The 21,008-nt window shown below is 44.4% G+C and carries 21 protein-coding genes; 4 read left to right on the top strand and 17 right to left on the bottom strand.

What is annotated here, in order from left to right; genetic code table 11:
* Window positions 1-135: 135 nt before the first annotated feature.
* The 3 genes from GOL65_RS01475 to GOL65_RS01465 form a co-directional block, all read right to left on the bottom strand.
* Window positions 136-3,027: an autotransporter outer membrane beta-barrel domain-containing protein gene (locus GOL65_RS01475; RefSeq protein WP_407657450.1), complete on the bottom strand. Its 2,892-nt coding sequence runs from the start codon at window positions 3,025-3,027 to the stop codon at window positions 136-138.
* 711 nt (window positions 3,028-3,738) lie between these two features.
* Entirely contained in the window at window positions 3,739-4,581 is an 843-nt protein-coding gene (locus GOL65_RS01470; RefSeq protein WP_140918469.1) for a class I SAM-dependent methyltransferase, read from the bottom strand.
* A gap of 24 nt (window positions 4,582-4,605) precedes the next feature.
* Window positions 4,606-5,577: a P1 family peptidase gene (locus GOL65_RS01465; RefSeq protein ID WP_140918468.1), complete on the bottom strand. Its 972-nt coding sequence runs from the start codon at window positions 5,575-5,577 to the stop codon at window positions 4,606-4,608.
* A gap of 213 nt (window positions 5,578-5,790) precedes the next feature.
* Between GOL65_RS01465 and agp the strand changes: the two genes are divergently transcribed.
* The 4 genes from agp to GOL65_RS01445 all read left to right on the top strand — a co-directional run bounded on the left by agp (window position 5,791) and on the right by GOL65_RS01445 (window position 10,384).
* Window positions 5,791-7,080: a bifunctional glucose-1-phosphatase/inositol phosphatase gene (gene agp, locus GOL65_RS01460; RefSeq protein ID WP_140918467.1), complete on the top strand. Its 1,290-nt coding sequence runs from the start codon at window positions 5,791-5,793 to the stop codon at window positions 7,078-7,080.
* A gap of 225 nt (window positions 7,081-7,305) precedes the next feature.
* The gene (locus GOL65_RS01455) at window positions 7,306-7,740 is read left to right on the top strand and encodes a hypothetical protein (RefSeq protein WP_140918466.1); all 435 of its coding nucleotides are present in this window, start codon (window positions 7,306-7,308) and stop codon (window positions 7,738-7,740) included.
* A gap of 339 nt (window positions 7,741-8,079) precedes the next feature.
* Window positions 8,080-8,406 carry a YggL family protein gene (locus tag GOL65_RS01450; RefSeq protein WP_140918465.1) on the top strand — a complete coding sequence of 109 codons (327 nt, stop codon included), beginning with the start codon at window positions 8,080-8,082 and terminating at the stop codon, window positions 8,404-8,406.
* A 325-nt stretch (window positions 8,407-8,731) separates the two neighbouring features.
* Window positions 8,732-10,384: a putative transporter gene (locus GOL65_RS01445; RefSeq protein ID WP_140918464.1), complete on the top strand. Its 1,653-nt coding sequence runs from the start codon at window positions 8,732-8,734 to the stop codon at window positions 10,382-10,384.
* 81 nt (window positions 10,385-10,465) lie between these two features.
* Here GOL65_RS01445 and GOL65_RS22350 read toward each other — a convergent pair whose 3' ends face one another.
* The 14 genes from GOL65_RS22350 to GOL65_RS01380 all read right to left on the bottom strand — a co-directional run bounded on the left by GOL65_RS22350 (window position 10,466) and on the right by GOL65_RS01380 (window position 21,001).
* Window positions 10,466-10,591: a hypothetical protein gene (locus GOL65_RS22350; protein WP_267313813.1), complete on the bottom strand. Its 126-nt coding sequence runs from the start codon at window positions 10,589-10,591 to the stop codon at window positions 10,466-10,468.
* Between the two features lie 157 nt (window positions 10,592-10,748).
* Window positions 10,749-11,174, bottom strand: a complete 426-nt coding sequence (locus GOL65_RS01435) for a tail fiber assembly protein (protein ID WP_407657488.1) — start codon at window positions 11,172-11,174, stop codon at window positions 10,749-10,751.
* Window positions 11,171-11,851, bottom strand: a complete 681-nt coding sequence (locus tag GOL65_RS01430) for a gp53-like domain-containing protein (RefSeq protein ID WP_140918462.1) — start codon at window positions 11,849-11,851, stop codon at window positions 11,171-11,173. Before GOL65_RS01430 ends, GOL65_RS01435 begins: the two co-directional genes overlap by 4 nt.
* Before the next feature lie 15 nt (window positions 11,852-11,866).
* The gene (locus GOL65_RS22440) at window positions 11,867-13,255 is read right to left on the bottom strand and encodes a YmfQ family protein (protein ID WP_140918461.1); all 1,389 of its coding nucleotides are present in this window, start codon (window positions 13,253-13,255) and stop codon (window positions 11,867-11,869) included.
* Complete coding sequence (locus GOL65_RS01420; protein ID WP_140918460.1) at window positions 13,248-14,318, bottom strand: baseplate J/gp47 family protein; 1,071 nt, start codon at window positions 14,316-14,318, stop codon at window positions 13,248-13,250. Before GOL65_RS01420 ends, GOL65_RS22440 begins: the two co-directional genes overlap by 8 nt.
* Window positions 14,318-14,668, bottom strand: a complete 351-nt coding sequence (locus tag GOL65_RS01415; protein ID WP_140918459.1) for a phage GP46 family protein — start codon at window positions 14,666-14,668, stop codon at window positions 14,318-14,320. Before GOL65_RS01415 ends, GOL65_RS01420 begins: the two co-directional genes overlap by 1 nt.
* A 58-nt stretch (window positions 14,669-14,726) precedes the next feature.
* Window positions 14,727-15,371 carry a phage baseplate assembly protein V gene (locus GOL65_RS01410; RefSeq protein WP_140918458.1) on the bottom strand — a complete coding sequence of 215 codons (645 nt, stop codon included), beginning with the start codon at window positions 15,369-15,371 and terminating at the stop codon, window positions 14,727-14,729.
* On the bottom strand, window positions 15,355-16,578 hold the full coding sequence (locus tag GOL65_RS01405; protein ID WP_140918457.1) for a phage baseplate assembly protein: 1,224 nt from the start codon (window positions 16,576-16,578) through the stop codon (window positions 15,355-15,357). The genes GOL65_RS01410 and GOL65_RS01405 overlap by 17 nt, the downstream gene beginning before the upstream one ends.
* Entirely contained in the window at window positions 16,562-17,485 is a 924-nt protein-coding gene (locus GOL65_RS01400; protein ID WP_228723030.1) for a multidrug DMT transporter permease, read from the bottom strand. Before GOL65_RS01400 ends, GOL65_RS01405 begins: the two co-directional genes overlap by 17 nt.
* Window positions 17,404-17,865, bottom strand: coding sequence for a DNA circularization N-terminal domain-containing protein (locus GOL65_RS22120; RefSeq protein WP_228723029.1), 462 nt, complete (start codon window positions 17,863-17,865; stop codon window positions 17,404-17,406). The genes GOL65_RS01400 and GOL65_RS22120 overlap by 82 nt, the downstream gene beginning before the upstream one ends.
* Window positions 17,865-19,046 (bottom strand): hypothetical protein, encoded by a 1,182-nt coding sequence (locus tag GOL65_RS01395; RefSeq protein ID WP_140918456.1) that lies wholly within the window; start codon window positions 19,044-19,046, stop codon window positions 17,865-17,867. The genes GOL65_RS22120 and GOL65_RS01395 overlap by 1 nt, the downstream gene beginning before the upstream one ends.
* Window positions 18,970-20,088 carry a phage tail tape measure protein gene (locus GOL65_RS01390; RefSeq protein WP_140918455.1) on the bottom strand — a complete coding sequence of 373 codons (1,119 nt, stop codon included), beginning with the start codon at window positions 20,086-20,088 and terminating at the stop codon, window positions 18,970-18,972. The genes GOL65_RS01395 and GOL65_RS01390 overlap by 77 nt, the downstream gene beginning before the upstream one ends.
* Window positions 20,089-20,228: 140 nt before the next feature.
* Window positions 20,229-20,627: a hypothetical protein gene (locus GOL65_RS01385; RefSeq protein ID WP_140918454.1), complete on the bottom strand. Its 399-nt coding sequence runs from the start codon at window positions 20,625-20,627 to the stop codon at window positions 20,229-20,231.
* The gene (locus tag GOL65_RS01380) at window positions 20,627-21,001 is read right to left on the bottom strand and encodes a phage tail protein (RefSeq protein WP_130590454.1); all 375 of its coding nucleotides are present in this window, start codon (window positions 20,999-21,001) and stop codon (window positions 20,627-20,629) included. The genes GOL65_RS01385 and GOL65_RS01380 overlap by 1 nt, the downstream gene beginning before the upstream one ends.
* Window positions 21,002-21,008: the final 7 nt, after the last annotated feature.

The following is a 21,008-nucleotide window of genomic DNA, read 5'->3' as shown; positions in this document are numbered from 1 at the left end:
AATCAGCCAATAATGAATGAAATACAATGGGTTGGAAAAAACAAAAAACGTTAATAGCAGAACTGAAAAAGGGATTATTGAGGATAAAAAAAGGCAGCGAATAAATCGCTGCCTGTTATATCAAATGACTGATGATTAGAAACTAAAACGATAACCGCCGTTAATCTGACGTTGGTTAAATTTATTCCCGCTGGCACTATCCAGATCCAGATAAAGGGTATGTTGCTTATTTATCTGAGCGCTGGCACCAATACCATTATTCCACCAGTTGCCTTTGAAGGTATGGTCTTCCAAAGAACCATTTAAACGATAACCCGCATCTCCGGAGAATTCACGCAAATAGCCAGTTTTAACATAAACATTAACCGTATTATTACCGCTTAATATTTCATAACCAACAACCGCTCCGGCGCGCCCAATCATTGATTCATAGCTACCAAGATCAACAATCAATCCATTTGCCGCTTTGATTCTGGTGGCGTCCTGATGGCTATAAGTGAACTGCAACTGAGGTTCGATATAAAAACCATTCCCCGGTTGATTCAGACTAAATTTCTGACCAGATTCCAGTGAAAAGCTTACGCCACCGGAACTGCCGCTACCGTTAACATGATTATTCTGGCTATCAAGCACATTAAACTGATTCTTCAGGCGAGTGTATTTTGCCACACCATCAAAATATAACCCTGAAGGTGCCATAAAGCTGGTATATAACCCCATATGGCTCGATTCTACCGTGCCATCACCGCTGGTATAGTTTGGACTACCTCGCGTTTGCCCCATAAACGTACCAATAAACAGTGGTAGTTCCTGAGATATTCGCTTATCAACGCCAATCTGTACCCCGTTGTAATTCATATCAAAACGGCTCAGTTTTGCACCGGAGAAAGAGTCAAACTTCCCTGCATAGCCTCTTAGCCACATATCGCCGTGTTCATTGTTTTGTCGCAAATCTCCCATGCGCTGTAGCAGCGTTTGGATCTCCGCATAATTCAACAAATAGCCCACGTTCAGGAAATTAGCACCGGCATCAGCGGTGGTGGTTATTTCCGGCTCGGGATTCGGTGCCGGGTTAGGATCTGGCGGCAGTGGATTTGGATCCGGATCGGGTTCAGGCTCAGGTTGCGGTTCAGGCTCAGGTTCTGGTGGAGGAACGTAAACACCAGAAGAGTATAGCTCCCAGTTATTCCCTGCTTTACGCACGTCATATAAATAGCCACCCAGTTCAACCTGTGATGAACTGGCAAAAGTCGCCTGACCATCGGCAGTTTCCACTACGGTCAATACTTCATTACCGCTGGTTGCCAGACTACCACGATTGAGAATTGTCAATGTATGGGCACCACTACTGCTGCCGGTAACCACTAGTTTATCGCCGGAGTTATTGATGCCATCGCCATCACCTACGATATCCGTTCGCATGATAAAGTTACCATTGCCACTTAGCTGATTAACCGTTAATAAAGAACCGGTTTTATCTTCAGCAAAATCAACGGTACTGTTATTTAGCGTTAGATTATCCAGATTAGAGTCAGCAATCATGTTCCAGCGACTATTGGTCATGGCAATATTTAAAGCACCACCATTAACGCCGTCACTGTAGGCTTGTCCCGTCCAGCGAGAACCAGATGCCATATTTATATTGATCAGGCCTCCGCGGGAAAGAATACCACCATCAATGGTCATTTTTCCTGAGGCGTTAATCCGGCTGGCTGCATAACCGTCATTATGCTGGGTGGCTATTGCCATATCTAACGGATTGGCCATCGCAATGGTAGTATTACCCGTCAAATCAATCTGGCTATTGGTCATGGCATAAACGCCACGTGTTGCCGCAGCACCGTTAACCGTCAGATTATCTGCCGTTATTACACCACCACTCAATGTCCAAAGCCCCAGTCCTAACGCACCACGACGATCAATGGTGACATCGGTATTATATAAGTGAATGGCAGAGCCTGAACCTTGTGCCGAAGCGCCATAGGAGCCACCGGAGAAAATAGTATTTCGGGCTGATTCAGTACCGGTGAAATCGACGATAGCGCCATTGCCAGAAGCGATTATTCCACCAGCTAATTCTGATGAGATATGGCTGTTTGCTCCAACGGTAACGGTACCACCTTCACGAGTTTCAATACCGATACTGTCTGCTCCCGTTGCATTGATAGTTAACGCATCAGCCTTAAGTATCCCCCAGTTCCATATGCCTGTAGCATAGTTTCCGGCGGTATTAATCGTACTGCCCTGACCTAAGTCAATTACAGAATTTTTCTGAGCGTTGATGCCATAAGCGCTATAGCCTTGGGTATCAATAGTGAGTTCAGTGGCTTTAAAACTGGCAGGTCCATTAGCAGCATTACCGTTGGCACCAAAAATATACAGACCAAAGCTACCGCGTCCATTGGTGGTAATTGAACTTCCCCAACCAAGATCTACTAATGTTCCCTGGTTATTCACACTAACACCAATACCATTACCGCCTTTAGTCTCGATAGATAAAGCATCTGCTTTCAGTATTGATGCTCCACTAACACTAAGACCGTTAGCTTGTACGTCGTTAGTTCCCTCAACGGTAATTTTGCTACCGGTACCTAAATTGATATTATTTTTACTACCACCAATATCAATACCGGTACTGGTCAAGCCTTTACTGTTGACCGTTAAGCGATTTGCCGTCAGGGTTGAGTTGGTGCCATCAACAATGACACCTTTAGCCTGACCCGTTAGTTTTTCAGCTGTAATGGTGACATCATTTGCCAGATTAATTGAAGCCTGTGTGCTATAGCGGTTCAATACACCATATAAGGTACCGTTATTCTCAAGATCGGCCCTGATGTTATCTCCATCGTTCAGTACTATCGTTTGAGAAGATTGACTGCCAATATCCTGTGACAGAGCAAACGGTGGAAAAAATAGTACGCTAACGCTCAGTAAGCCACTCATAGCTAACTGATTCTGTAAGATACTTTTTGAGATTTTACCGGAGAACTTTCCCTGATATTCCTTTTTATACAAAGACCTATCCATACTAATCCATCCTACTCCATTAAATACTAACAACATCCTTTAATGAATAAATTATCTTATTCATTTTATTGGGGTTTATATCTATAACTCGTTAAAAACAAATTAATTTTTCATCATCATTAATTAAAATTAATGATTTTTTATTCTTTCAGGCAATTATTTAAAAGTAAGACACCAACTCATAGGTATAAATAAAAACGCATTAATTAATAACACCAACACTCTTTAAGGAATTATTCATTACCGTGAAAAGGTAATGTTAATTTAATGAAACAACAAATCGTTATTATCAAACAAACACACAACAATTGATAGATAAATACTATCACATTGAATTATTCGATCGATAATTTCGATCTAACTATTCTTTTTGATATAATTTTAAATGGAATGCATGCAAAAGAAAGCAATCAATTAATTGATTTTAAATAAAAAATAGAATAAAACTCTTGATGACTAATCAAAACACCATTGAGATTCTATCATTGATGGGGTGATAAACAGAGTATCCCTCACCGCTACCAGAGATGAAGCAAAGGAAACCAGCAACTCTTTAATGATAAAGAATTAAATAAATAAAAAACTTATAAATAAGAAGATGGAAACTTTAATAAAATGAAATTGTAATAAATTATTTCTTTTAATTGATTATTTTAGCAAGCATAAATAAATGAATTTAATTCACAAATTTATGCTTACACCAACTAATGGTTACTTATAGCTAACATAAACCACCAGCTTATCAGTAAAGGTATCCCCAACTGGCCACTGTTCCGGCATCAGCCGACTGGCGGCTTTTAAACCGCAATGTTCAAACATAGACAGGTACTGGGATTCAGTATAAGCCTGCATGGTTGCACCATATTCCAGAACGTCCGCCTGCTGCGCGCCAATAACCAGATAACGAGTCGTCGCGGTAGCTTGTTGTTGGTCCCAATAGTTTTCCTGTAATAAAAGGTGAGGATTACTGGAGAAAAGTCCGGTCTCATAGCTTTGCCATGATGATAAGCTTTCCCCCTGCCGACGAACTTCATCATAGGTATGAACTTCAATCACCAAAATACCGTTGTTACTCAACAAAGATGAAGCATTAGCTAAAATCTGTTCAGCATCAGCGGGCGTGAACACATTAAACTCACCAAAAGTCAGCATAATCAGATCAAACTTATGTTCTGACTGATAATCACGAATATCCGCTAAAACATATTCAACATCCATTTGCTGCTTTTTGGCCTGCTCAGTGGCATAAGCTATCGATGCCGGAGAAAAATCGACACCAACGCAGTGATAGCCCAGTTCTGCCAGCATTCCGGTATAGAGTCCGGGGCCACAACCGAGATCCAATATTTTCGCCTGCTTGTCAGGTAACTGCTGTGAAATCCATTCGACCTGCTGTTTAATTATCATTAAACGGCGACTGGCCCAATCGTGTTGCTGCGACAGATGATTCTCTAACATTCGTTGGCTAAATGCCGGATCGTTCCAGGGAATTTTGTCACCAGATACCCACGGCAAAGCCGGAACAGAACGACGAGTAATATCCAATAAATTCATCAGGTAACTTTTCCTTTATCTTTATTATTTTTTATTTAGATCTTGCCATGCCGGAACCCCAAGTGCCCCTTCAGCGGCTTTCACGCCGTTTACCACCGCTCGGGCGACCACTTCTGCAGCTAAAGTACCCAGCAGATTTACTGAAACATCAACACCACCAGTAGCCAGTGCAAACAGAGTATCTCCGTCACTCATGGTATGAACCGGATAGATAGTCCGGGCCAGTCCGTCATGACTCATTTGGGCAATTTTGGTCATTTGGGTTTTATTCATGTTGGCATTACAGGCAACGACGCCAATGGTGGTATTGGTGCCAACTGGTCCCGGATCGGTTATATTCTTCAGCATTAAAGAAAGCATATCCTGAGTTCGGCCCTGACCATCGTGGCTTCCTGCAAGAACTCGTTGTGTATCGGGATCCCGAATTTCACCAACTGCATTTACCACCACCATGGCCCCAACAACTAATCCATTAGAAAGGGTTATTGAAGCACTTCCTAATCCCCCTTTCATACGCCACCGATCGCCAACCAACTTCCCTACCGTTGCCCCGGTGCCTGCACCCGTATTGCCATCAGGGAATCTATTTTTGCTGGCACTTTGCGCCGCCAGATAACCCATTTCGGCGTCAGGTCGAACTTTCGCGTCACCAAATGAGAGATCAAATATCACTGCTGCCGGTACAATGGGTACTACGCCGACGCCAACATCAAAACCAATTTGCTGCTGTTCCAGATATTTCATCACACCTGTTGCTGCATCCAGGCCATAGGCACTACCGCCCGTGAGCAACAGAGCATGTATCTTATCCACTGCATTAATTGCACTCAGCAGGTCAGTCTCTCGGGTACCGGGAGCTGAACCTCGCACATCTACGCCACATACCGAAGGATGCTCGGTCATCACCACGCTACATCCTGTCATTGAAGTAATATTATGTTGATGACCCACTTTTATTCCGGGCACATCAATGATGGAACCATTGGCATTAAACATAGATTTCTCTTTGCTGGCGCTAACATGATTAATGCATCTGAAGAGGCTGTTTGGCCTGCTCAAATGGGAAAAACGTAGTTGTATACTCAAATTGCAACACATTTTCTATTCAGATGAAATAAATTCAACTTCTTTGTGATAAATAACCAACACATCATTGGTTTTTCACAGGTAAACTATCGCTCCCCTTCATATCAATATATGGATATTGTCATGATAAAAAAATTCAACTACCAAACGTTGCTATGTGGTCTGCTGATTTCTCTTCCTTGCTTGCCTGCGGGATCAGCCACTCCTGAAGGATATCAACTGGAACAGGTCGTTTTATTCAGTCGTCATGGCCTGCGTGCTCCTTTAGCAAACTCAGGTAGTGTTCTTGCCATATCAACACCAAAAACCTGGCCAGAATGGGAGACTAAAGGCGGTCATCTCACCTCTAAGGGTGGCATTCTGGAAAGTTATTTTGGTGAATATGTCAGTTCCTGGTTAACACAGGAAAAACTCTTCAATAAAGATACCTGCCCTCTGGCTAAAGATACTTTCATTTATGCCAATAGCCTGCAAAGAACGCTTGCAACGGCACAATATTTTACTCTGGGAGCATTTCCCGGATGCGATGTGAAGATTTTTCATCAGGCCGACCTTGGTGTGATGGATCCAAACTTTAATCCAATTATTCACGATGGTTCTGATGAGTTTAAACAATCTGCTCTTGCGGCAATGAATGTTGAAGCCAGTACTAATGGACTAGCGGGTTTAAACAAGGAATTAAAGCCGTCTTATGACTTACTGAGTAAAATTACCGACTATAAGAATGGTAGTGTCTGCCTGACAGATAAACGCTGTGACTTAAACAATGAACCCGCCGAATTTACCGTTGAGAAAGATAAAGAACCTGGCGTAAGTGGCCCTCTGCGTATTGGTACCTCTATTTCTGACGCTTTTATTCTGCAATATTATGAAGGCTTCCCGACACAGGAGATTGCCTGGGGTGCCATACAGTCAGACAGTGAATGGAAAATGCTGGCAACCATTAAAGATCGCCATGGTGAAGTGCTGTTCGGCTCGCCGCTGGTGGCTAAAGATGTTTCCGCACCGCTGATTAAGTATATTAATGCCATCTTTACTCAAGATGTGATGCGCCAACCGGCAAAATTCAACCTACTGGTTGGCCATGACTCTAATGCAGTCTCTCTACTTTCAGTATTAAAAATTAAGCCATACCAACTGCCTGGCCAGTTCGAGAAAACACCTATTGGTGGAAAAATTGCTTTTGAACGTTGGAAAGATAAAGCCACCGATAAAAATTTAATGAAAATTGAATATATTTATCAAACCAGAGAGCAAATTCGTCGCGGCGATAAACTCACCTTAAATCATCCCCCTAAGCGAGTAGTATTGGAGATGACTGATTGCCCTATCGATGTTAATGGTTTTTGCTCTTTTGAAGACTTCACCAAAGCACTCAGTGCATTGCAGGACACTATGCCAAAAGCAGAATAGCGCTCATTTCTTATCCGGCAATCACTTCGTGCTTCACGAGGTGATTGCTATTCAGCAATCAACATTTTAATCTGCTCAGATATTTTTTATATTTTTGTGATAGCTACTAAATTATTTACTGGTAAGCCAATAAACCAGTTACCAAATATAATTTATACTCATCTCATAACATCTTACTGACAGTAACTCACTATGCTGAAAAACATGATAGGCGCTTTGGTTGTTATGCTTGGTATTTCATTCTCTCCTGTCATTAATGCGCAGGAAGCGTCTGCTACAGAGAGCCACTACCAGTTTGATCAACATTCAGATTTCACCATTTTCTGGCATGATTTACAGCTTGCCGTAAGTACTCAGGATAAACAGGCCGTTGCTAAAATGATGAACTTTCCATTTAGCGATTACGAGCACTCTCCAATGATCTTTCAGAATGAAGCGGAGTTTCTGTCTCAATATGATGAGCTCTTCGATGCTGAAATGGTGAAGCTGATTAAAACTAATCAGTATCGTCAGGGCGATGCAGATCAAAGTCAGATTCTTGATGCCGTTAGCCCCGAAGGTTATATCATTGAGCATGAGAACAGTGACAATGGCTACAATCTGGTGATTGAACCTGTAGATGGCGTTTATAAACTGGTGCGCATTGCTTTCTATTCATAACGCTTGGTATTAAAACAACTAATGGTAATAGTCAGTTATCCTCCCTTTAGTGCTTTCTGTTTGTTGGTTTTCGGCATTAACTTGCATAACTGTTAAACCCGGTCTTAACTCATTAATGTACTCACTCACTATGGGAAAACATCATGAGTCACGATCAGAAGAAAAAACCGCTGAAAACTCCGGAAGAAAAACGTCGCGAAAAGCATGAGAAAAAACATCCTCATGAAGAAGATAAGAAGAAATAGGATCAATTCGATATATTTGAGTTCATTCTCTGACTGACTGGACGCTACCACCACATCCGAGTAAGATTCCCTTTTTCTTTCAGAGGATGAACTCATGGCTCAGCAGCGCAGTCGTCGTTTACGTAAAAAATTACATCTGGATGAGTTTCAGGAAATTGGTTTTACCGTTAACTGGAATTTCGCTCAGGGTACCGATATCGATACCATTGACGCTTTTATTAATCGCATGATTAAAGAAGTCATTGAGCCTAATGGTCTTGGTTTTGGTGGCAGCGGTCATTTAGACTGGGAAGGCATTATCTGCCTGCAGAAAGTCGGTAGCTGCACCGAAGAACACCGTACCCTGATCGCTAACTGGTTAACACAAAACGGCATGGAAAATGTTGAGACCAGCGAGCTGTACGATATCTGGTGGGAATAACCTTCCCCGTTTGCCTTAAGACAAGATGGTCTGGCGGTTAATTTAGTCACCAGACTTTTCTCTGTTTTGGCCATTTTATTTTGCTCTCTGTTCTCTGAATTTTATTCATTCTTCCATCCTTTCCTGAATCGTTTCATGCAAATGCCATTATTATGATAAATATCAATTTTTATCGTGGCTAATTCCTCCATTTCGCCAAGCCAGTCACAATTTTAATATCCCTTTTCTCTATGATGAATTTGTCTGTATCTGAACCAGATTGAAGATATCAAACAAAAATGATTAACCGACAAGAGCTATAAGCACCTGTGCAAGGATGGTTATAATGAGTGATATTGCCCTGACAGTTAGCCTGTTAGCGCTGGTTGCCGTACTCGGCTTATGGATTGGCAACTGGAAAATCCGTGGAGTTGGGTTAGGCATTGGTGGTGTGCTATTTGGCGGCATCATTGTGGGTCACTTCGCCCACACGTATCATATTGAACTCGACGAAAACATGCTGCATTTCGTGCAGGAGTTCGGGCTGATTCTGTTTGTTTATACAATTGGTATTCAGGTTGGTCCGGGTTTCTTCTCTTCATTACGCCGCTCCGGATTACGCCTGAATGGCTTTGCTTTCTTACTGGTGATCCTCAGTTGTATTGTGACCGCCGGATTACATAAACTGTTCGATATTCCTTTACCGATTATCTTAGGTATCTTTTCCGGTGCGGTCACCAATACCCCTTCTCTTGGTGCAGGGCAACAGGTATTAACCGATCTTCACGCCAATGGTGTATTGGTTAATCAAATGGGTATGGCTTATGCGATGGCCTATCCTTTTGGGATTTGCGGCATTTTGCTGGTGATGTGGATTATTCGGTTAGCGTTTAAAGTTAGTGTTGATCAGTCAGCAAAAGAGTTCGATAACCAATCAGGGGCTTCTGCTGATAACCTGCAGACCATCAACGTAGAAGTGTGTAATACCAACCTGAATGGTTTACAGCTGCAAGATATCCCGATTATTAACGGCGACAGTATTATTTGCTCCCGATTGAAACGAGATAATGTACTGATGGTGCCTTCAGCGTCTACCCAAATACAGCTTGGTGATTTACTGCATCTGGTTGGCGATCGGCAACAGCTTAATCAGGCTAAACTACTTATTGGTAATGAGGTAGATGTAGCTCTCTCGACCCGAACCAGCGATCTGAAAATGGCCCGGGTGGTCGTAACCAGCGAAAAAGTCATGGGTAAGAAGATTGGCGATTTGAATCTGCACCGTTATGACGTAGTAATCACCCGCCTCAACCGTGCCGGTGTAGAGCTAATGGCAGGACGCAGCCTTTCATTGCATTTTGGCGATATCCTTAATCTGGTCGGAAAACCCTCATCCATTGATATTGTGGCTGATATTGTCGGTAATGCTCAACAGCGCCTTCAGCAAGTACAGATGTTGCCGGTATTCATTGGTATCGGCTTAGGTGTTTTATTGGGTTCCATTCCACTGTTTATTCCCGGTTTTCCTGCCGCTTTACGCCTGGGTCTGGCCGGTGGACCGTTGGTTATCGCACTAATCCTTGGTCGAATTGGCACTCTGGGAAAAATGCATTGGTTTATGCCGCCCAGTGCTAACCTGGCCTTGCGTGAACTGGGGATTGTATTGTTCTTATCCGTTGTAGGATTTAAATCTGGTGCCAGCTTTATTAATACGTTACTTAACGGTGACGGTATTGTCTGGATGGGATATGGCGCACTTATCACCATAATTCCTTTGTTGATCGTAGGCCTGCTGGCCTACACCGTGGCAAAAATGAATTATCTGGTTATCTGCGGGTTACTGGCAGGCTCCATGACTGACCCTCCGGCACTAGCCTTTGCCAACGGTATGCACCCTACCAGCGGTGCCGCTGCGCTTGCTTATGCAACGGTATACCCGTTAGCGATGTTTTTAAGAATTATGTCACCACAAATTCTGGCACTGATGTTCTGGATTTAGACATAAAAATTGCTCATCAACTAAAAGGGCATCCTGTTATGGGATGCCCTTTTTACGTCAAACTAACGGATTGCTTTACGCTTAACTCAGCTTCTTCTGCCAGAAAACAGCTTTTCCCATTTGTGGGTCCAGCTCATAACCTGAAAAACCGAACTTACGGTAACTGCCTTTCGCTATCTCATTGTACCGACGCGATTTTTTTTGCATAACGACGCGATGTATATTGCATATTAAGCAGCTAATGTTTTACCAGTCTTTTGCACAATGCAATAAATATCGCGGCGGCAATACAGATTGTTTTTTATAGATCAACACCACTGAGAACTAACCTTGTCCTAATAACTATTTAACATCTGTGTCCTATTTATGGTTTTTGGGGCCACTTTATATCAGGAGCTTGAATTATATCTATTGCTTCCAAGGCGTCGAGATAATCCAGCCACAAATTGTATTGCATCAGTTCATCGTCTTTTAGTCTACCGATTGCTGCTTTTCCGGGCCATTGTTTACTGTTTATGTAATTATTTACACTACTAATTTGACGACTTTTTTCTACTTCAGCAAATTCTATTGATTGCTCTTTCGTAAGGGGTGGAATGTCTTGCCATTTAGGTAATCCATCCTGACCAGCTACACGAATTTTGCCTTCTGGTGGCACATCAGAAAATTCGTTAAAAATATCTAGTGAAACGCCAACGGCATCAGCAGGCCATGTTCCAGCAGAAAGATAGTTATCTTTACCGTCTGCCAGATAAAATGCGTTCATTTCTTTACTGTAATAAAACATTATATTTTTCCTTCTGCGACCCAATAAAATGCATTAGTACTGCCCGTAATGACTCCTGTCCCATCAATTTTATAAGCGCGACAAACTGCTCCAATATTAGAAGACGCAGCATCATTGACAATAATTGACTGTATGGCTGTTGGCACTGACGACTGCTTATATCCAAAGTAAACCGCATCCGGTTTTACCGAAAAAGCAACTGGATAGTTTATTGTTACGTCGCCGCTGGCATTAGCAACAGATGTTCCCCATTGTCGAATATACCCACCGGGGAGGCGCTGAAAGCCAGCAGCGCCCAAACTTCCGCCCGTGCCAACGCTTGAGCTGAACGAAGACATATCAGGAATCTGATTCACACCAGTGCCAACGCTCCGGAGCGCGGCATCTTTCAAGTTAAGATTTTGACGGGCAGTAGCTATATCATTAATATCATTAAAATTATTATCACATTGCATAAATAATGAACGTAATGATTGTAATACTTGATCTGTTTGAGTATCACTAGCTTGGATATTTGCGGCTGTTAATATGTTTTTTAACTCAGTCTGAACATTAATAACAGATGATTGTGTGTTATTCATGAAATCAGCGGTGACAATTGTCCCCTGAGCGCCAGTTAACGGATTTCCATCATGGAATTTATTGTCCGGGGTGTTGATAGGTGGCATAGGATTGTTCATATGACACTCCTTTTATTAATTAGTAATAAATTCAATCCGCTTGCAGTATCTGGTGCCCCAGTCGCGAGTAGATAGAGGTAATTGGAACTCAAATGCGCCATTGTGCGGATGTTCTTCCACGTCACCGTTGGTGAAAATTAGCCTGATACCCTTAGCGCCAATGGCTTGGACGAAAACATCAGCTTGTTCACGTGTTGCTGATGATGATCCCGTCAGTATAGGAGAACTACATATATCCCCAGCCTCGACTTGAAATCCATTTACATCAGCGATTAAGACGTCTGCTATTCCGCGAAGCCCTAGCCAACAGAATCGCGGCTGCCCCACCGGTCTATCGTGCTTAATCATGAGGCGCTTTGGCATACTTGATATCGGAATGGGGGTGTAATCGGTTATGTCAGCATATAGAACAATGGATTTATTCTCTTGCTCTGTGCTGACGAAAACTGAATACGCTATTTTCCCGCCACCTGATAAGAAATTGGTACCACCCACTAACGAATATGCAGTCGTTAAATTGGATGCGGTCGTAAACCTGTATGTTGCTGTAGGAATTCCCGCAATAGTTTTTCTTGATGAAGAAAACGCGGAGCCTGCGCCAGAGCTAGAGCTGGGCGCGGTTTCTGGTGTGGTTGTTCGTGGGAAATAGTTCGTGGACTGTCGCTCTGGCTCATGCCTACCAACAGCTATACCATTCTTATATGCGAGAGGCCAGATGTTAGGGGGCGCATAGTGTAGAAGGCCATCTTCACCCCATTCAGCATGAGGACTGGCACACAAATAACGAACGCGAAGATCTAACTCTGGAGTTGTTAAATCAATTGGGGATAAATCAGGGGGTTTTTGATACGCAAAAATACACAACGTTTCGGCTGGTTTTAGATCATTAAAAACCGTTTCAAGTTGTGAGTCGCCAAACGCTAATAATCTCTCGCCTGCACCTGATGCGCCAGTTCTGAAATGATAGGTTGGTATTTCTGAATTCAATATGTTTACACGCCATACCCAAATAATATCCTCAGTGTAGAGCGTGTCTCCGCAACGATTAGCGCTCACCCTAAAAGGCTGTAGTTCATCAATAGTGATGTCATACCCCATTGCAGCAGCAAGGTTGATAAAATAGGGAATAGATAAACCGCCAGTCTCCGCCATCTTTGCAAGAACGCGAGATAACCGCTCTTGATAAGTTGCCTCAGCATGTATAACCAAACCGTAAACCCGCTCCCAGTCTGCAAGCAAATTTCCGGCATTAAAAGGTGTTACCGCGCTTAATATCTCTATTGATTTTGCTTTCACTGCATCGAGTTGTGCACCTTCTGCGGCTAATTCAGCGCTTATCCTTGGGCCTTTATCATCATAACTGACTGGCGGTAATAATAACGCCAAGAGGTTGGCGCTATTCATCGGACATCCTCCTAATGTGGATATTACCTGCTTTAATCCACTCAATGACGTGCTCATTAACGGTCGGCAAGATATTGCGAGTAGGAGAAACAATATTAACGTCCATAACGCCTGTTATGGTCAGTATCTGCGCGACAATCTGGCTTATAATTAAGGCTTCTCCCGGTGCTAATCGAGTAATTGCAGCCTCAATAACAGATACGATTTGCGCTGATGCGTCCTCTACAGTTAAACCGGATAACGATATTTCGATATCGAAATCAACAGGTTTTAATGTTGCCGTCAGAATTAGAATATTTTTTGCCGTTACTGAGCGGACGTCATCAATATAGTCTTGAACAGCTTGAATGATTTCAGGTGATGCCAAACCGGCACCGCTGATGACAACAACATCAACTGTACCAAGACCACGCCGTAAGGGATATACATATGCACCAGTTACGCCGTCAACCTCCATCGCCCAGCGTCTAAAATCATATCTATTCCCCCCCGCAGGCGGGCGGCGGATTAACTCTAAGAGCCGGGCGAGTAAATCGGCGTCGGTTTCGTTATCAGTTCCCCCGGATAGCGGTTCAATAATGACTGTACTATCGACACCGAACGGCGCACTAACTAACGTCCCATTCATTGCCGCAGAGGTGTTTTCTTGAGTCCCCGCGATAGACGCTTGAATGCGAACATTAATGACGCCATCATCAGCGATGACGGCATCGTCGGTCGTAAATAATGACCGGGCTTCACGCTTAATTTCGGAACCCGCAGGAAGGCTGGAACCCGGTTCACCAGTAACCGTGATTGAACCTGTCGCAAAAGTAGCACTTTTACGTCTTAAACCACGCGTCCGGGCGTGTAGTTCTAAGTATTCCGTGTCCGCTGTATCGGGGAATATTTGACGAACAATCCACGCCTGATCGCGATGAATTCCGGCAACAAGACTGGCGATAGAGGATGCCCGGATAAAATAATCACTATCCGGGTCGATATCAGCATCCGGGATACCGTTTTTCAGGTCGCGCAACAATTCATCGCGCAAAGTGGCAAAAGTCTTGGTTAAGAACGGCACTATGTCAGCCTCACCGGGTGTTTAAATACCTGTTCTTTGTCTGTCGCATCAATAACGCTAACGTTTAATAACAAAAGTCCTGTTCGGTAGCGGGTTGTCGTGACAGTAACAGAGCGAGCGCGTTTATCATCAATTAGCGGTTGTAATGCCTGCTCGGCATACTGTTTCGCCAGTCGATAAACTCTGGATAAATCTTTCTCCCGCTCCAGTTCGTGAAGTCGTGACCCTAATGTCGGATCAGCCCACCAACTACCAAGCGGAGTCATCAGGCGCAAATAAACGGCGTTCGCCAGTGTGTCAGTTGTACAGCCGTTGTAATCGCGGGTTTTTGGGTCAATTAGCATATCCATGCAGCGATTATGGCTGCATGGATAAACAATTGCGGGTTGATGGGGTTCAGGGGGGAATTTATTGTTTCGGCGGGCTGGTTGTGCCGCCGGAGTCGCCGTTGTGAATATGCTTTTGTACGCTAACGGTTCCAGCGACAATATCTTGCGTGGCTTTTAACGTTCCGTCAATAGTTGCGCTTACGCCGCCATTTCCACCAGATATCGCCATGCCACCTTGCCCGGTGATTTTGGCTTTTGCTGTCATTTGTTCACTAGTAGTCAGCATGGGTGTATTAAAATCTGTTTTATCACTGGCGTTGACTTCGAATGACAGGCAGTTAACCCGGTAAATATCACAATCAACTTCGATGATTCGTCCACGCTTTAAAACAATTTTTGCTTCTTCATCGGTATAGATTGCCACCTCTCCGGATTTCAAACCCTGCAATCGATATTGTCCATGCTCTGTCGCAATAACAATACTATAGCTCGTTTTACCGTTCAGCGGTAGCATGATTGCCGCCGTTCCGGCAGGCGGATTACTGGTCAGGCCGTAATGTTGGAAATATTCGACGTCTTGCAACGGTTCATTGTTCAGAGCTTCGGCCTGCACAGCCTGTGCGGCTCCAGTACTGTTAACGCGAGTTAACACCCCTCTAAATGCCTGTCTAATGCCGTTTAATTGACGGTTAACCTGTTTACTGATTTCAGCTAATGTCGACAATGCCTATCTCCTTCTTGCCTTTTTTACTGCCTTTTTTTGCTTTGCGTTTTTCTTTCTTTTTCTTGTATGCATCTGGTATCCAGACACCATCTTGTTTAAGTCCCAATACGGTATAGGTGCCAGAATTGCGCCCACCAATAAACGTGCGAGACATCAAAAAATAGACGCTGTCTATGTCGTGAGGTTCGCTAATAACATGAATGCGCTGTCCGGGCGACCATAAAACGTCATCAGACGTTCTGTGGCCTCTGACTTCGACAACCAAATCAAACGCGTTCAGCTTCGCATCAGAAAGCATTTTTCGCGCCTGATAGCGTAACTGTTCAATATTATCAATATCGCCTGCTGTAGCGATTTTAGGTCGATAAAATGGGATGTCAAGGTCAGAGACAACCACTTTCATGTTGTGTGAGCCAATTTCGGCAGAACTGGTCACATAATCATTATTGCTGCTTTCGTTGGAACTGATATCAACAATGCCAATATCTTTACTTTTGCTGCTACCCGATGACCGTTGCGCGTGACCTTGTCCCAATAACGTTAACTCAGAAAAACTGCCTTCAATTGATGTGGTTTCATCAATTGAAATCACGTTATTTTCGTCCCCTTCAAAACGCATTATTAACGACGCTACAGGCGGCATTGTGTAGTCGGCCCCGCCGATAACTAACGTCCCATCAGGGTCAAACCAAGGCCATAAGCCGCTATTTTTAGCAGCACGGGTCAGCGCTTCCCAAGCTGACTCCCCCGGTTCAACGCTGATTTTGTCGCTAATAGTGGTTGCCTCAGCATCAATACGGATTTTTGTAATACCAAAAGGGCGAACAATACTGGCGACAATTTCTTCTAATGTCAGTTGTTTTGCGGTAAATATGGGGGCGGAACAGTCATACAACATCCCGGCTTTATCCCGTCCGTTAAGCGATAGCGTAGTCTGACCACGACGAACAGAACGGCGGCGGCGGTCTATGCGACCGTCTAAAACCGTATCATTTCCAACCTGAACCGTAACGGGCATCCCTGCGGCGATATCATCCGGGAAAATGCCGTCCGGGATACCAAGAGACACGCTCCACGCATCCGCAGGGGTCAGAAAATCTGAGTCGATGCTGTATTGCGTCCAACTGCTGTGAGCTTTCCCATTAATAATCACGCTCACCGTGTTAATGTCGATATTGTCTTGAGTTTGATTATCTGGCGTAGGCATAAATGAAATCACCTTGTTTGATATTATTAGAATCCCGGATAGTAGGATTTAACCGATACAGTTCGGCGGCGCGTTGATAATCCCCGTATAACTTATGCGCGAGTAAATGGAAATTACAGTCAGACTCAATGCGTCGGCGTACCAGTGGTGGGCGGGCCATAATGGCGGCATTGCCAAGATTTTGTACATCAAGCGCGATATCTTTTAACGACAAGACGACCGGTTGCCAGCGCAACGCAATATCTGTCGGGCTACTGCTGACGCTTTGCATTTCAGGCTCGTACAGTTCGCGATGTTGGTCAATAACGTTCTGTAGTGATTCCCGGACATCATTCACAATCATTTCGATGTCATCAGGGGAAAGCTTTTCAAGCTGTTCTTTGTCGGTCAAAATCTCTACGGCATTTTTTGTCAGCTCGGCGGCAACTTCGGCAGTCACAATGGCGTTTAGCTCTTTGATATCATCCAGTGTGGCACCGGCAGGCATACTGACCGGCGCGTCAGTTTCACCGGTTATCATGGCGTTAGGGATAGCCGCAATCGCGTTTAATTGATATTTGGTTTCTTTCCAGTCTGAAATCGTATTATCACTATATGCGGTAATACTGTTTGTTGTTGATGATTTTGAACTCAACGAGGTTAAGTCTAAAGCGGAGCGCAGGTCGCTAAGAAATGCGCCCGGATAGTTAATAAAATCCTTCACACTACTGATAAAACCAACAATATCACCACGAAATACCGTCACCATATTAACCATGACAGAGCCAAGCGCTTTAATCTTTGCCATGTATTTTTGTGCTGTCTTTAATGGCGCAATAACTGCATCTAAAATACCTTGCAACCCATCAAGTAACCCCTGAATTTTATTGCGTATTTCGTCCAGTTTTGACAGAGTGAACTCTTGCATAAAAAACGGGTTGCCGGGGTAGCTTCGAGAAACACCAGCTCAACATAGCAATGATCGACATTGTCGGCGGTGTGGTCGATGCCGTATTCGATACATTGCATATTAGGCATTGAACCAAAAATCGGGTGTATCAGTTCAGCGCTTCCGTAAGTATCCAGTGCGACGATAAAGGCTTGTAATTGTTGTTCGTAAGTATCACCCCAAAACAGCGCAGTCATGCGACTATTGCGAGGCTGACGGCCTAAATCTTCGACGTCGCCGCCGTCCTGATAAGGGTATTCATGAACAGCCACCGAACGTGATACAGAGTCCCGCGTCTGAATGACATCAAAGCGAACGCCCCGAAATGAAGCATCAAGCATATATTCAGACCATGCCATTATAATTCTGCTCCCACATAACCACGTTTATTTTGTATATCGTTATGCTGGTTAACCACTTCCGCCAGAGTGCGTCCATCAACAATTAATTTCGTTATATTACTAAGGTTAATGGGTGCGGTTTCCTGAACAACCGGAGGCTGATTTACATTGCCGCCAGATACAAGGGAGTTGAACCAACCAGAGACAGGTGAAAAGACGTTTTCTTCAAGAAATTTATTCGGGTTAAATCCAATTTCCTCTAACCATTTATTGGCCTTTTCTCCGCGTTCTTCGCCGCGCCTGGCGGCAAGTTCAGCCGGTGAAATACCTTGTCTTTTTGCCTCTTCCGCAATGTTCCATTGCTCTGTAACCAATGCTAACGCACCATTTAATAAACCTGTATCAAGGTCTGGTTTTTCAAAGTCGTCATTACCTGAGCCTTGGTTATCCTGCCAGTTGGTTACAAACACCGGAACGGCGTTTGTGGTTCCCTGTGTCGCGTTTAATAAACGTTCTGGAAACCGCATCACGCCACCACCACCGGAGCCAGTAAGGCCACCTAAGCCACCACCAGCACCACTCAAACCACCATTACCTAACAACATTTTTGCGCCACCGATAGCCATTGCAGCAGCGGCAAGCGCTTTTAATCCATCGGTGGAACCTGCAACCCATGCGGTAAAATCCGGAAATCTCAAGCTTAAATCGCTTAACTCCTGAGATACTTTTCCGATAGCATTTGATAGCGGCGTCATGGCATCCATGCTGCCGAAATCTTTTGCATTGCTCAGGCGTTCTGTTTGAAAATCATTGGTTGATTTAATCACCTCAAAGTTGACATTACCTGCCAGTTGGTCGCCGGATAGGTTTCGTTGAGCGTTGCTCGCGTCGGTCACTTCTTTTGCATAATCCCGGTTGGCCCGATAACCGATAAGGGCTTTTAGTGCCTGTTGGTCGTTAACCATTTTACCAACGGCTGAACCTTCCAAAATTGAGGACATCGAGTTCAATGTTTCAAGACGATCAGCCCCTTTAGCGGTTTTTAATTTTTCCTGCAATGCCTGATATTGATTGTCATTGGCGACCACTTTATCAATGATGCCGACAAAACCATCAATTGCGTTAACGCCTTTCTCGCGGGCTGCTGCCAGCGGTAATTGCTGATGTCTGGTTAAAGGCCAGCAACGTTGCGAAATCATCTAACCCCCTCATACCGGCATTACCGGCGGCGGCTAAATGGTTGGGTAAATATTGCGCCATGTCTGCCAATTCAAATGAACCCGCTTGCCCGGCAACAATTGCCATGTTTAACGCTTTCTCGATGTCTTTATCTTCAACACCAAATGAGCGTTTTAAACTAATCGCAATCCCGGCTAAGTCAGAAGTACTGGCCCCGGTAGACGTCGAGTATTTTTGTAAAATAGGGAGTAAATTGTTTGCAGAATCCGCGCTAACTGCGCCGGATGCTAGCATCTTATCGAGCACCTCGGCGGCGCTTTCTTTTGTGCCGCCTCCATACTCAACCGCCGTCCGAATGCTTTTAGATAGTGTTTCTTTGCCTTTAATACGGCCTTCGATACCTTCACCTTCATAAGCTGTATTTGCCATCATGGCAACCCGGCGATCAAAACTCATTTGATTTTTAACCGGTTGAGCCAGCACCATTGCGCCTGCGGTGATTCCTGCACCAATTTGCGCCACACCAGAACCGATGTTTTTTATCTGCTGTAACCGGGTAACGCCTTGCATTTCTTTTCGTAGTTCAGCAACACGCCCGCGCATCTGATTGTAAGCGCGGGATTGCTCACGGGCAGACAGGGTGCCTGAACGGGCTAGACGATTATAAGCGGCCTCGGTTTGTTGAATTTCCCGACGGATACTATGTTCAGAGCGAATGCCGAGAGTTTCCCTTGCTCGTGCAGCTTTTTGTTGTTCGCTCATTAGCGTTCGGGCTGTTTTAATTCCCTCGGCTGAGGCTTTTCGCTGTGCATTAACCTGTTGTTCACTGGCTCGGTTAGTCTTACCGATACTGTTTGCCAGTTCTGCCGCTGCTTTGGATGCTTGTTTTGTACCTTTTTCACCCTCGGCAGCGGCTTTCGTCTGTGCTGCGCCTTGCTTTTCGCTTGCCTTGGTTGCTTTGCTTGTCGCCTCGACTAACTGACTAACAGCAGCGGATACCGGCTTTGATGCCCGATCGTTTGCTGTCAGCGTCATTGCAACTTCAAGGTTTCGATTACTCATGGCGCGTTAAGCTCCTTTTTTCTGACGTTTTGATATAAAGCGCTTTGTGTGTCCGTCTTTATCCCGAGAAGGTAAGCGAGAGGTTTTCTTGCCGTTTAACTTGCCGAACGCGGAAAGATATCCCTCAAGCTCTGTCATGCTCATTCGCCCGATTTGGCCTTCGGTGATTCCGTATCGTCCGAGGGCAAGGACGGCGAGACGGTATCCGGCGAGCGCGTCTTCCCGCGCTTGCGCTTTTTTTTCAGGTCATTAATCGCAGCGACAATCAGGTCGTAATCATCGTCCAATAAGGCGGCATCAATCAGTGCTCCGGTGATTTCCTCTTTCGGGATATCTCCCAAACTGATTAATGAATAGGCTTTGAGTGCAACAGAATAGAATGTCTGTGCTTCCTGCGTATCCATTGAGCCGAAACGGTTTACCGTTTCAACCACCGCCGCACTGGAAGCTCCCACCGTCGGCAAGCCGACTTCACAGTCGTAGTGGATAACACCGTCGAATTCAACACCATAATCTAACGCTATGCGTATACCGTTCATTACTCGATAACCTCACGTAGTGCATTCATTTTTAAATTGATGCGAGCTTCATTATCAACGGTGTACTGACGACCAACGCTGGTTGTAAAACAGTCTTGATAAGACGTTCGTTTACCACCGCTGCCGCTGATTGGCGTTGTGGTAATCTTCGCACCTTCAATGCCTTTCCAATCGACTTCACCATCAAGCGGAACAACGGCGGTAACATCGATTTCAATTTCTTCAACACCACGCGCAAAGCCCTTCGCACGGCCTGATTTATTCATCGTTTTAACCAGTTTTCGGCCTGTTTGTATATTGACCGAAACTTCGGTGACTTCGATTTCGCGACTATCCAGTTCCAGCGAGATAGCGCCGACGTATTCATCAGCCATTTAACCC

The organism is Limnobaculum xujianqingii, from assembly GCF_013394855.1.
Classification (GTDB): domain Bacteria; phylum Pseudomonadota; class Gammaproteobacteria; order Enterobacterales; family Enterobacteriaceae; genus Limnobaculum; species Limnobaculum xujianqingii.
The sequence above is the reverse complement of the archived record's forward strand: the minus strand, read 5'-3'. Positions and strand labels throughout refer to the sequence as shown.

Excerpts from the sequence above, each read along its gene's own strand:
- GOL65_RS01470 (WP_140918469.1), bottom strand. The coding sequence starts at position 4,581 with ATGAATTTATTGGATATTACTCGTCGTTCTGTTCCGGCTTTGCCGTGG.
- GOL65_RS01400 (WP_228723030.1), bottom strand. The coding sequence starts at position 17,485 with ATGCAAGAGTTCACTCTGTCAAAACTGGACGAAATACGCAATAAAATT.
- GOL65_RS01465 (WP_140918468.1), bottom strand. The coding sequence starts at position 5,577 with ATGTTTAATGCCAATGGTTCCATCATTGATGTGCCCGGAATAAAAGTG.
- GOL65_RS01385 (WP_140918454.1), bottom strand. The coding sequence starts at position 20,627 with ATGAACGGTATACGCATAGCGTTAGATTATGGTGTTGAATTCGACGGT.
- GOL65_RS01430 (WP_140918462.1), bottom strand. The coding sequence starts at position 11,851 with ATGAACAATCCTATGCCACCTATCAACACCCCGGACAATAAATTCCAT.
- GOL65_RS01415 (WP_140918459.1), bottom strand. The coding sequence starts at position 14,668 with ATGGATATGCTAATTGACCCAAAAACCCGCGATTACAACGGCTGTACA.
- GOL65_RS01450 (WP_140918465.1), top strand. The coding sequence starts at position 8,080 with ATGGCTCAGCAGCGCAGTCGTCGTTTACGTAAAAAATTACATCTGGAT.
- GOL65_RS01405 (WP_140918457.1), bottom strand. The coding sequence starts at position 16,578 with ATGCCTACGCCAGATAATCAAACTCAAGACAATATCGACATTAACACG.
- GOL65_RS22350 (WP_267313813.1), bottom strand. The coding sequence starts at position 10,591 with ATGCAAAAAAAATCGCGTCGGTACAATGAGATAGCGAAAGGCAGTTAC.
- GOL65_RS01395 (WP_140918456.1), bottom strand. The coding sequence starts at position 19,046 with ATGATTTCGCAACGTTGCTGGCCTTTAACCAGACATCAGCAATTACCG.
- GOL65_RS22440 (WP_140918461.1), bottom strand. The coding sequence starts at position 13,255 with ATGAATAGCGCCAACCTCTTGGCGTTATTATTACCGCCAGTCAGTTAT.
- agp (WP_140918467.1), top strand. The coding sequence starts at position 5,791 with ATGATAAAAAAATTCAACTACCAAACGTTGCTATGTGGTCTGCTGATT.
- GOL65_RS01380 (WP_130590454.1), bottom strand. The coding sequence starts at position 21,001 with ATGGCTGATGAATACGTCGGCGCTATCTCGCTGGAACTGGATAGTCGC.
- GOL65_RS01475 (WP_407657450.1), bottom strand. The coding sequence starts at position 3,027 with ATGGATAGGTCTTTGTATAAAAAGGAATATCAGGGAAAGTTCTCCGGT.
- GOL65_RS01445 (WP_140918464.1), top strand. The coding sequence starts at position 8,732 with ATGAGTGATATTGCCCTGACAGTTAGCCTGTTAGCGCTGGTTGCCGTA.
- GOL65_RS22120 (WP_228723029.1), bottom strand. The coding sequence starts at position 17,865 with ATGGCATGGTCTGAATATATGCTTGATGCTTCATTTCGGGGCGTTCGC.
- GOL65_RS01455 (WP_140918466.1), top strand. The coding sequence starts at position 7,306 with ATGCTTGGTATTTCATTCTCTCCTGTCATTAATGCGCAGGAAGCGTCT.
- GOL65_RS01390 (WP_140918455.1), bottom strand. The coding sequence starts at position 20,088 with ATGAGTAATCGAAACCTTGAAGTTGCAATGACGCTGACAGCAAACGAT.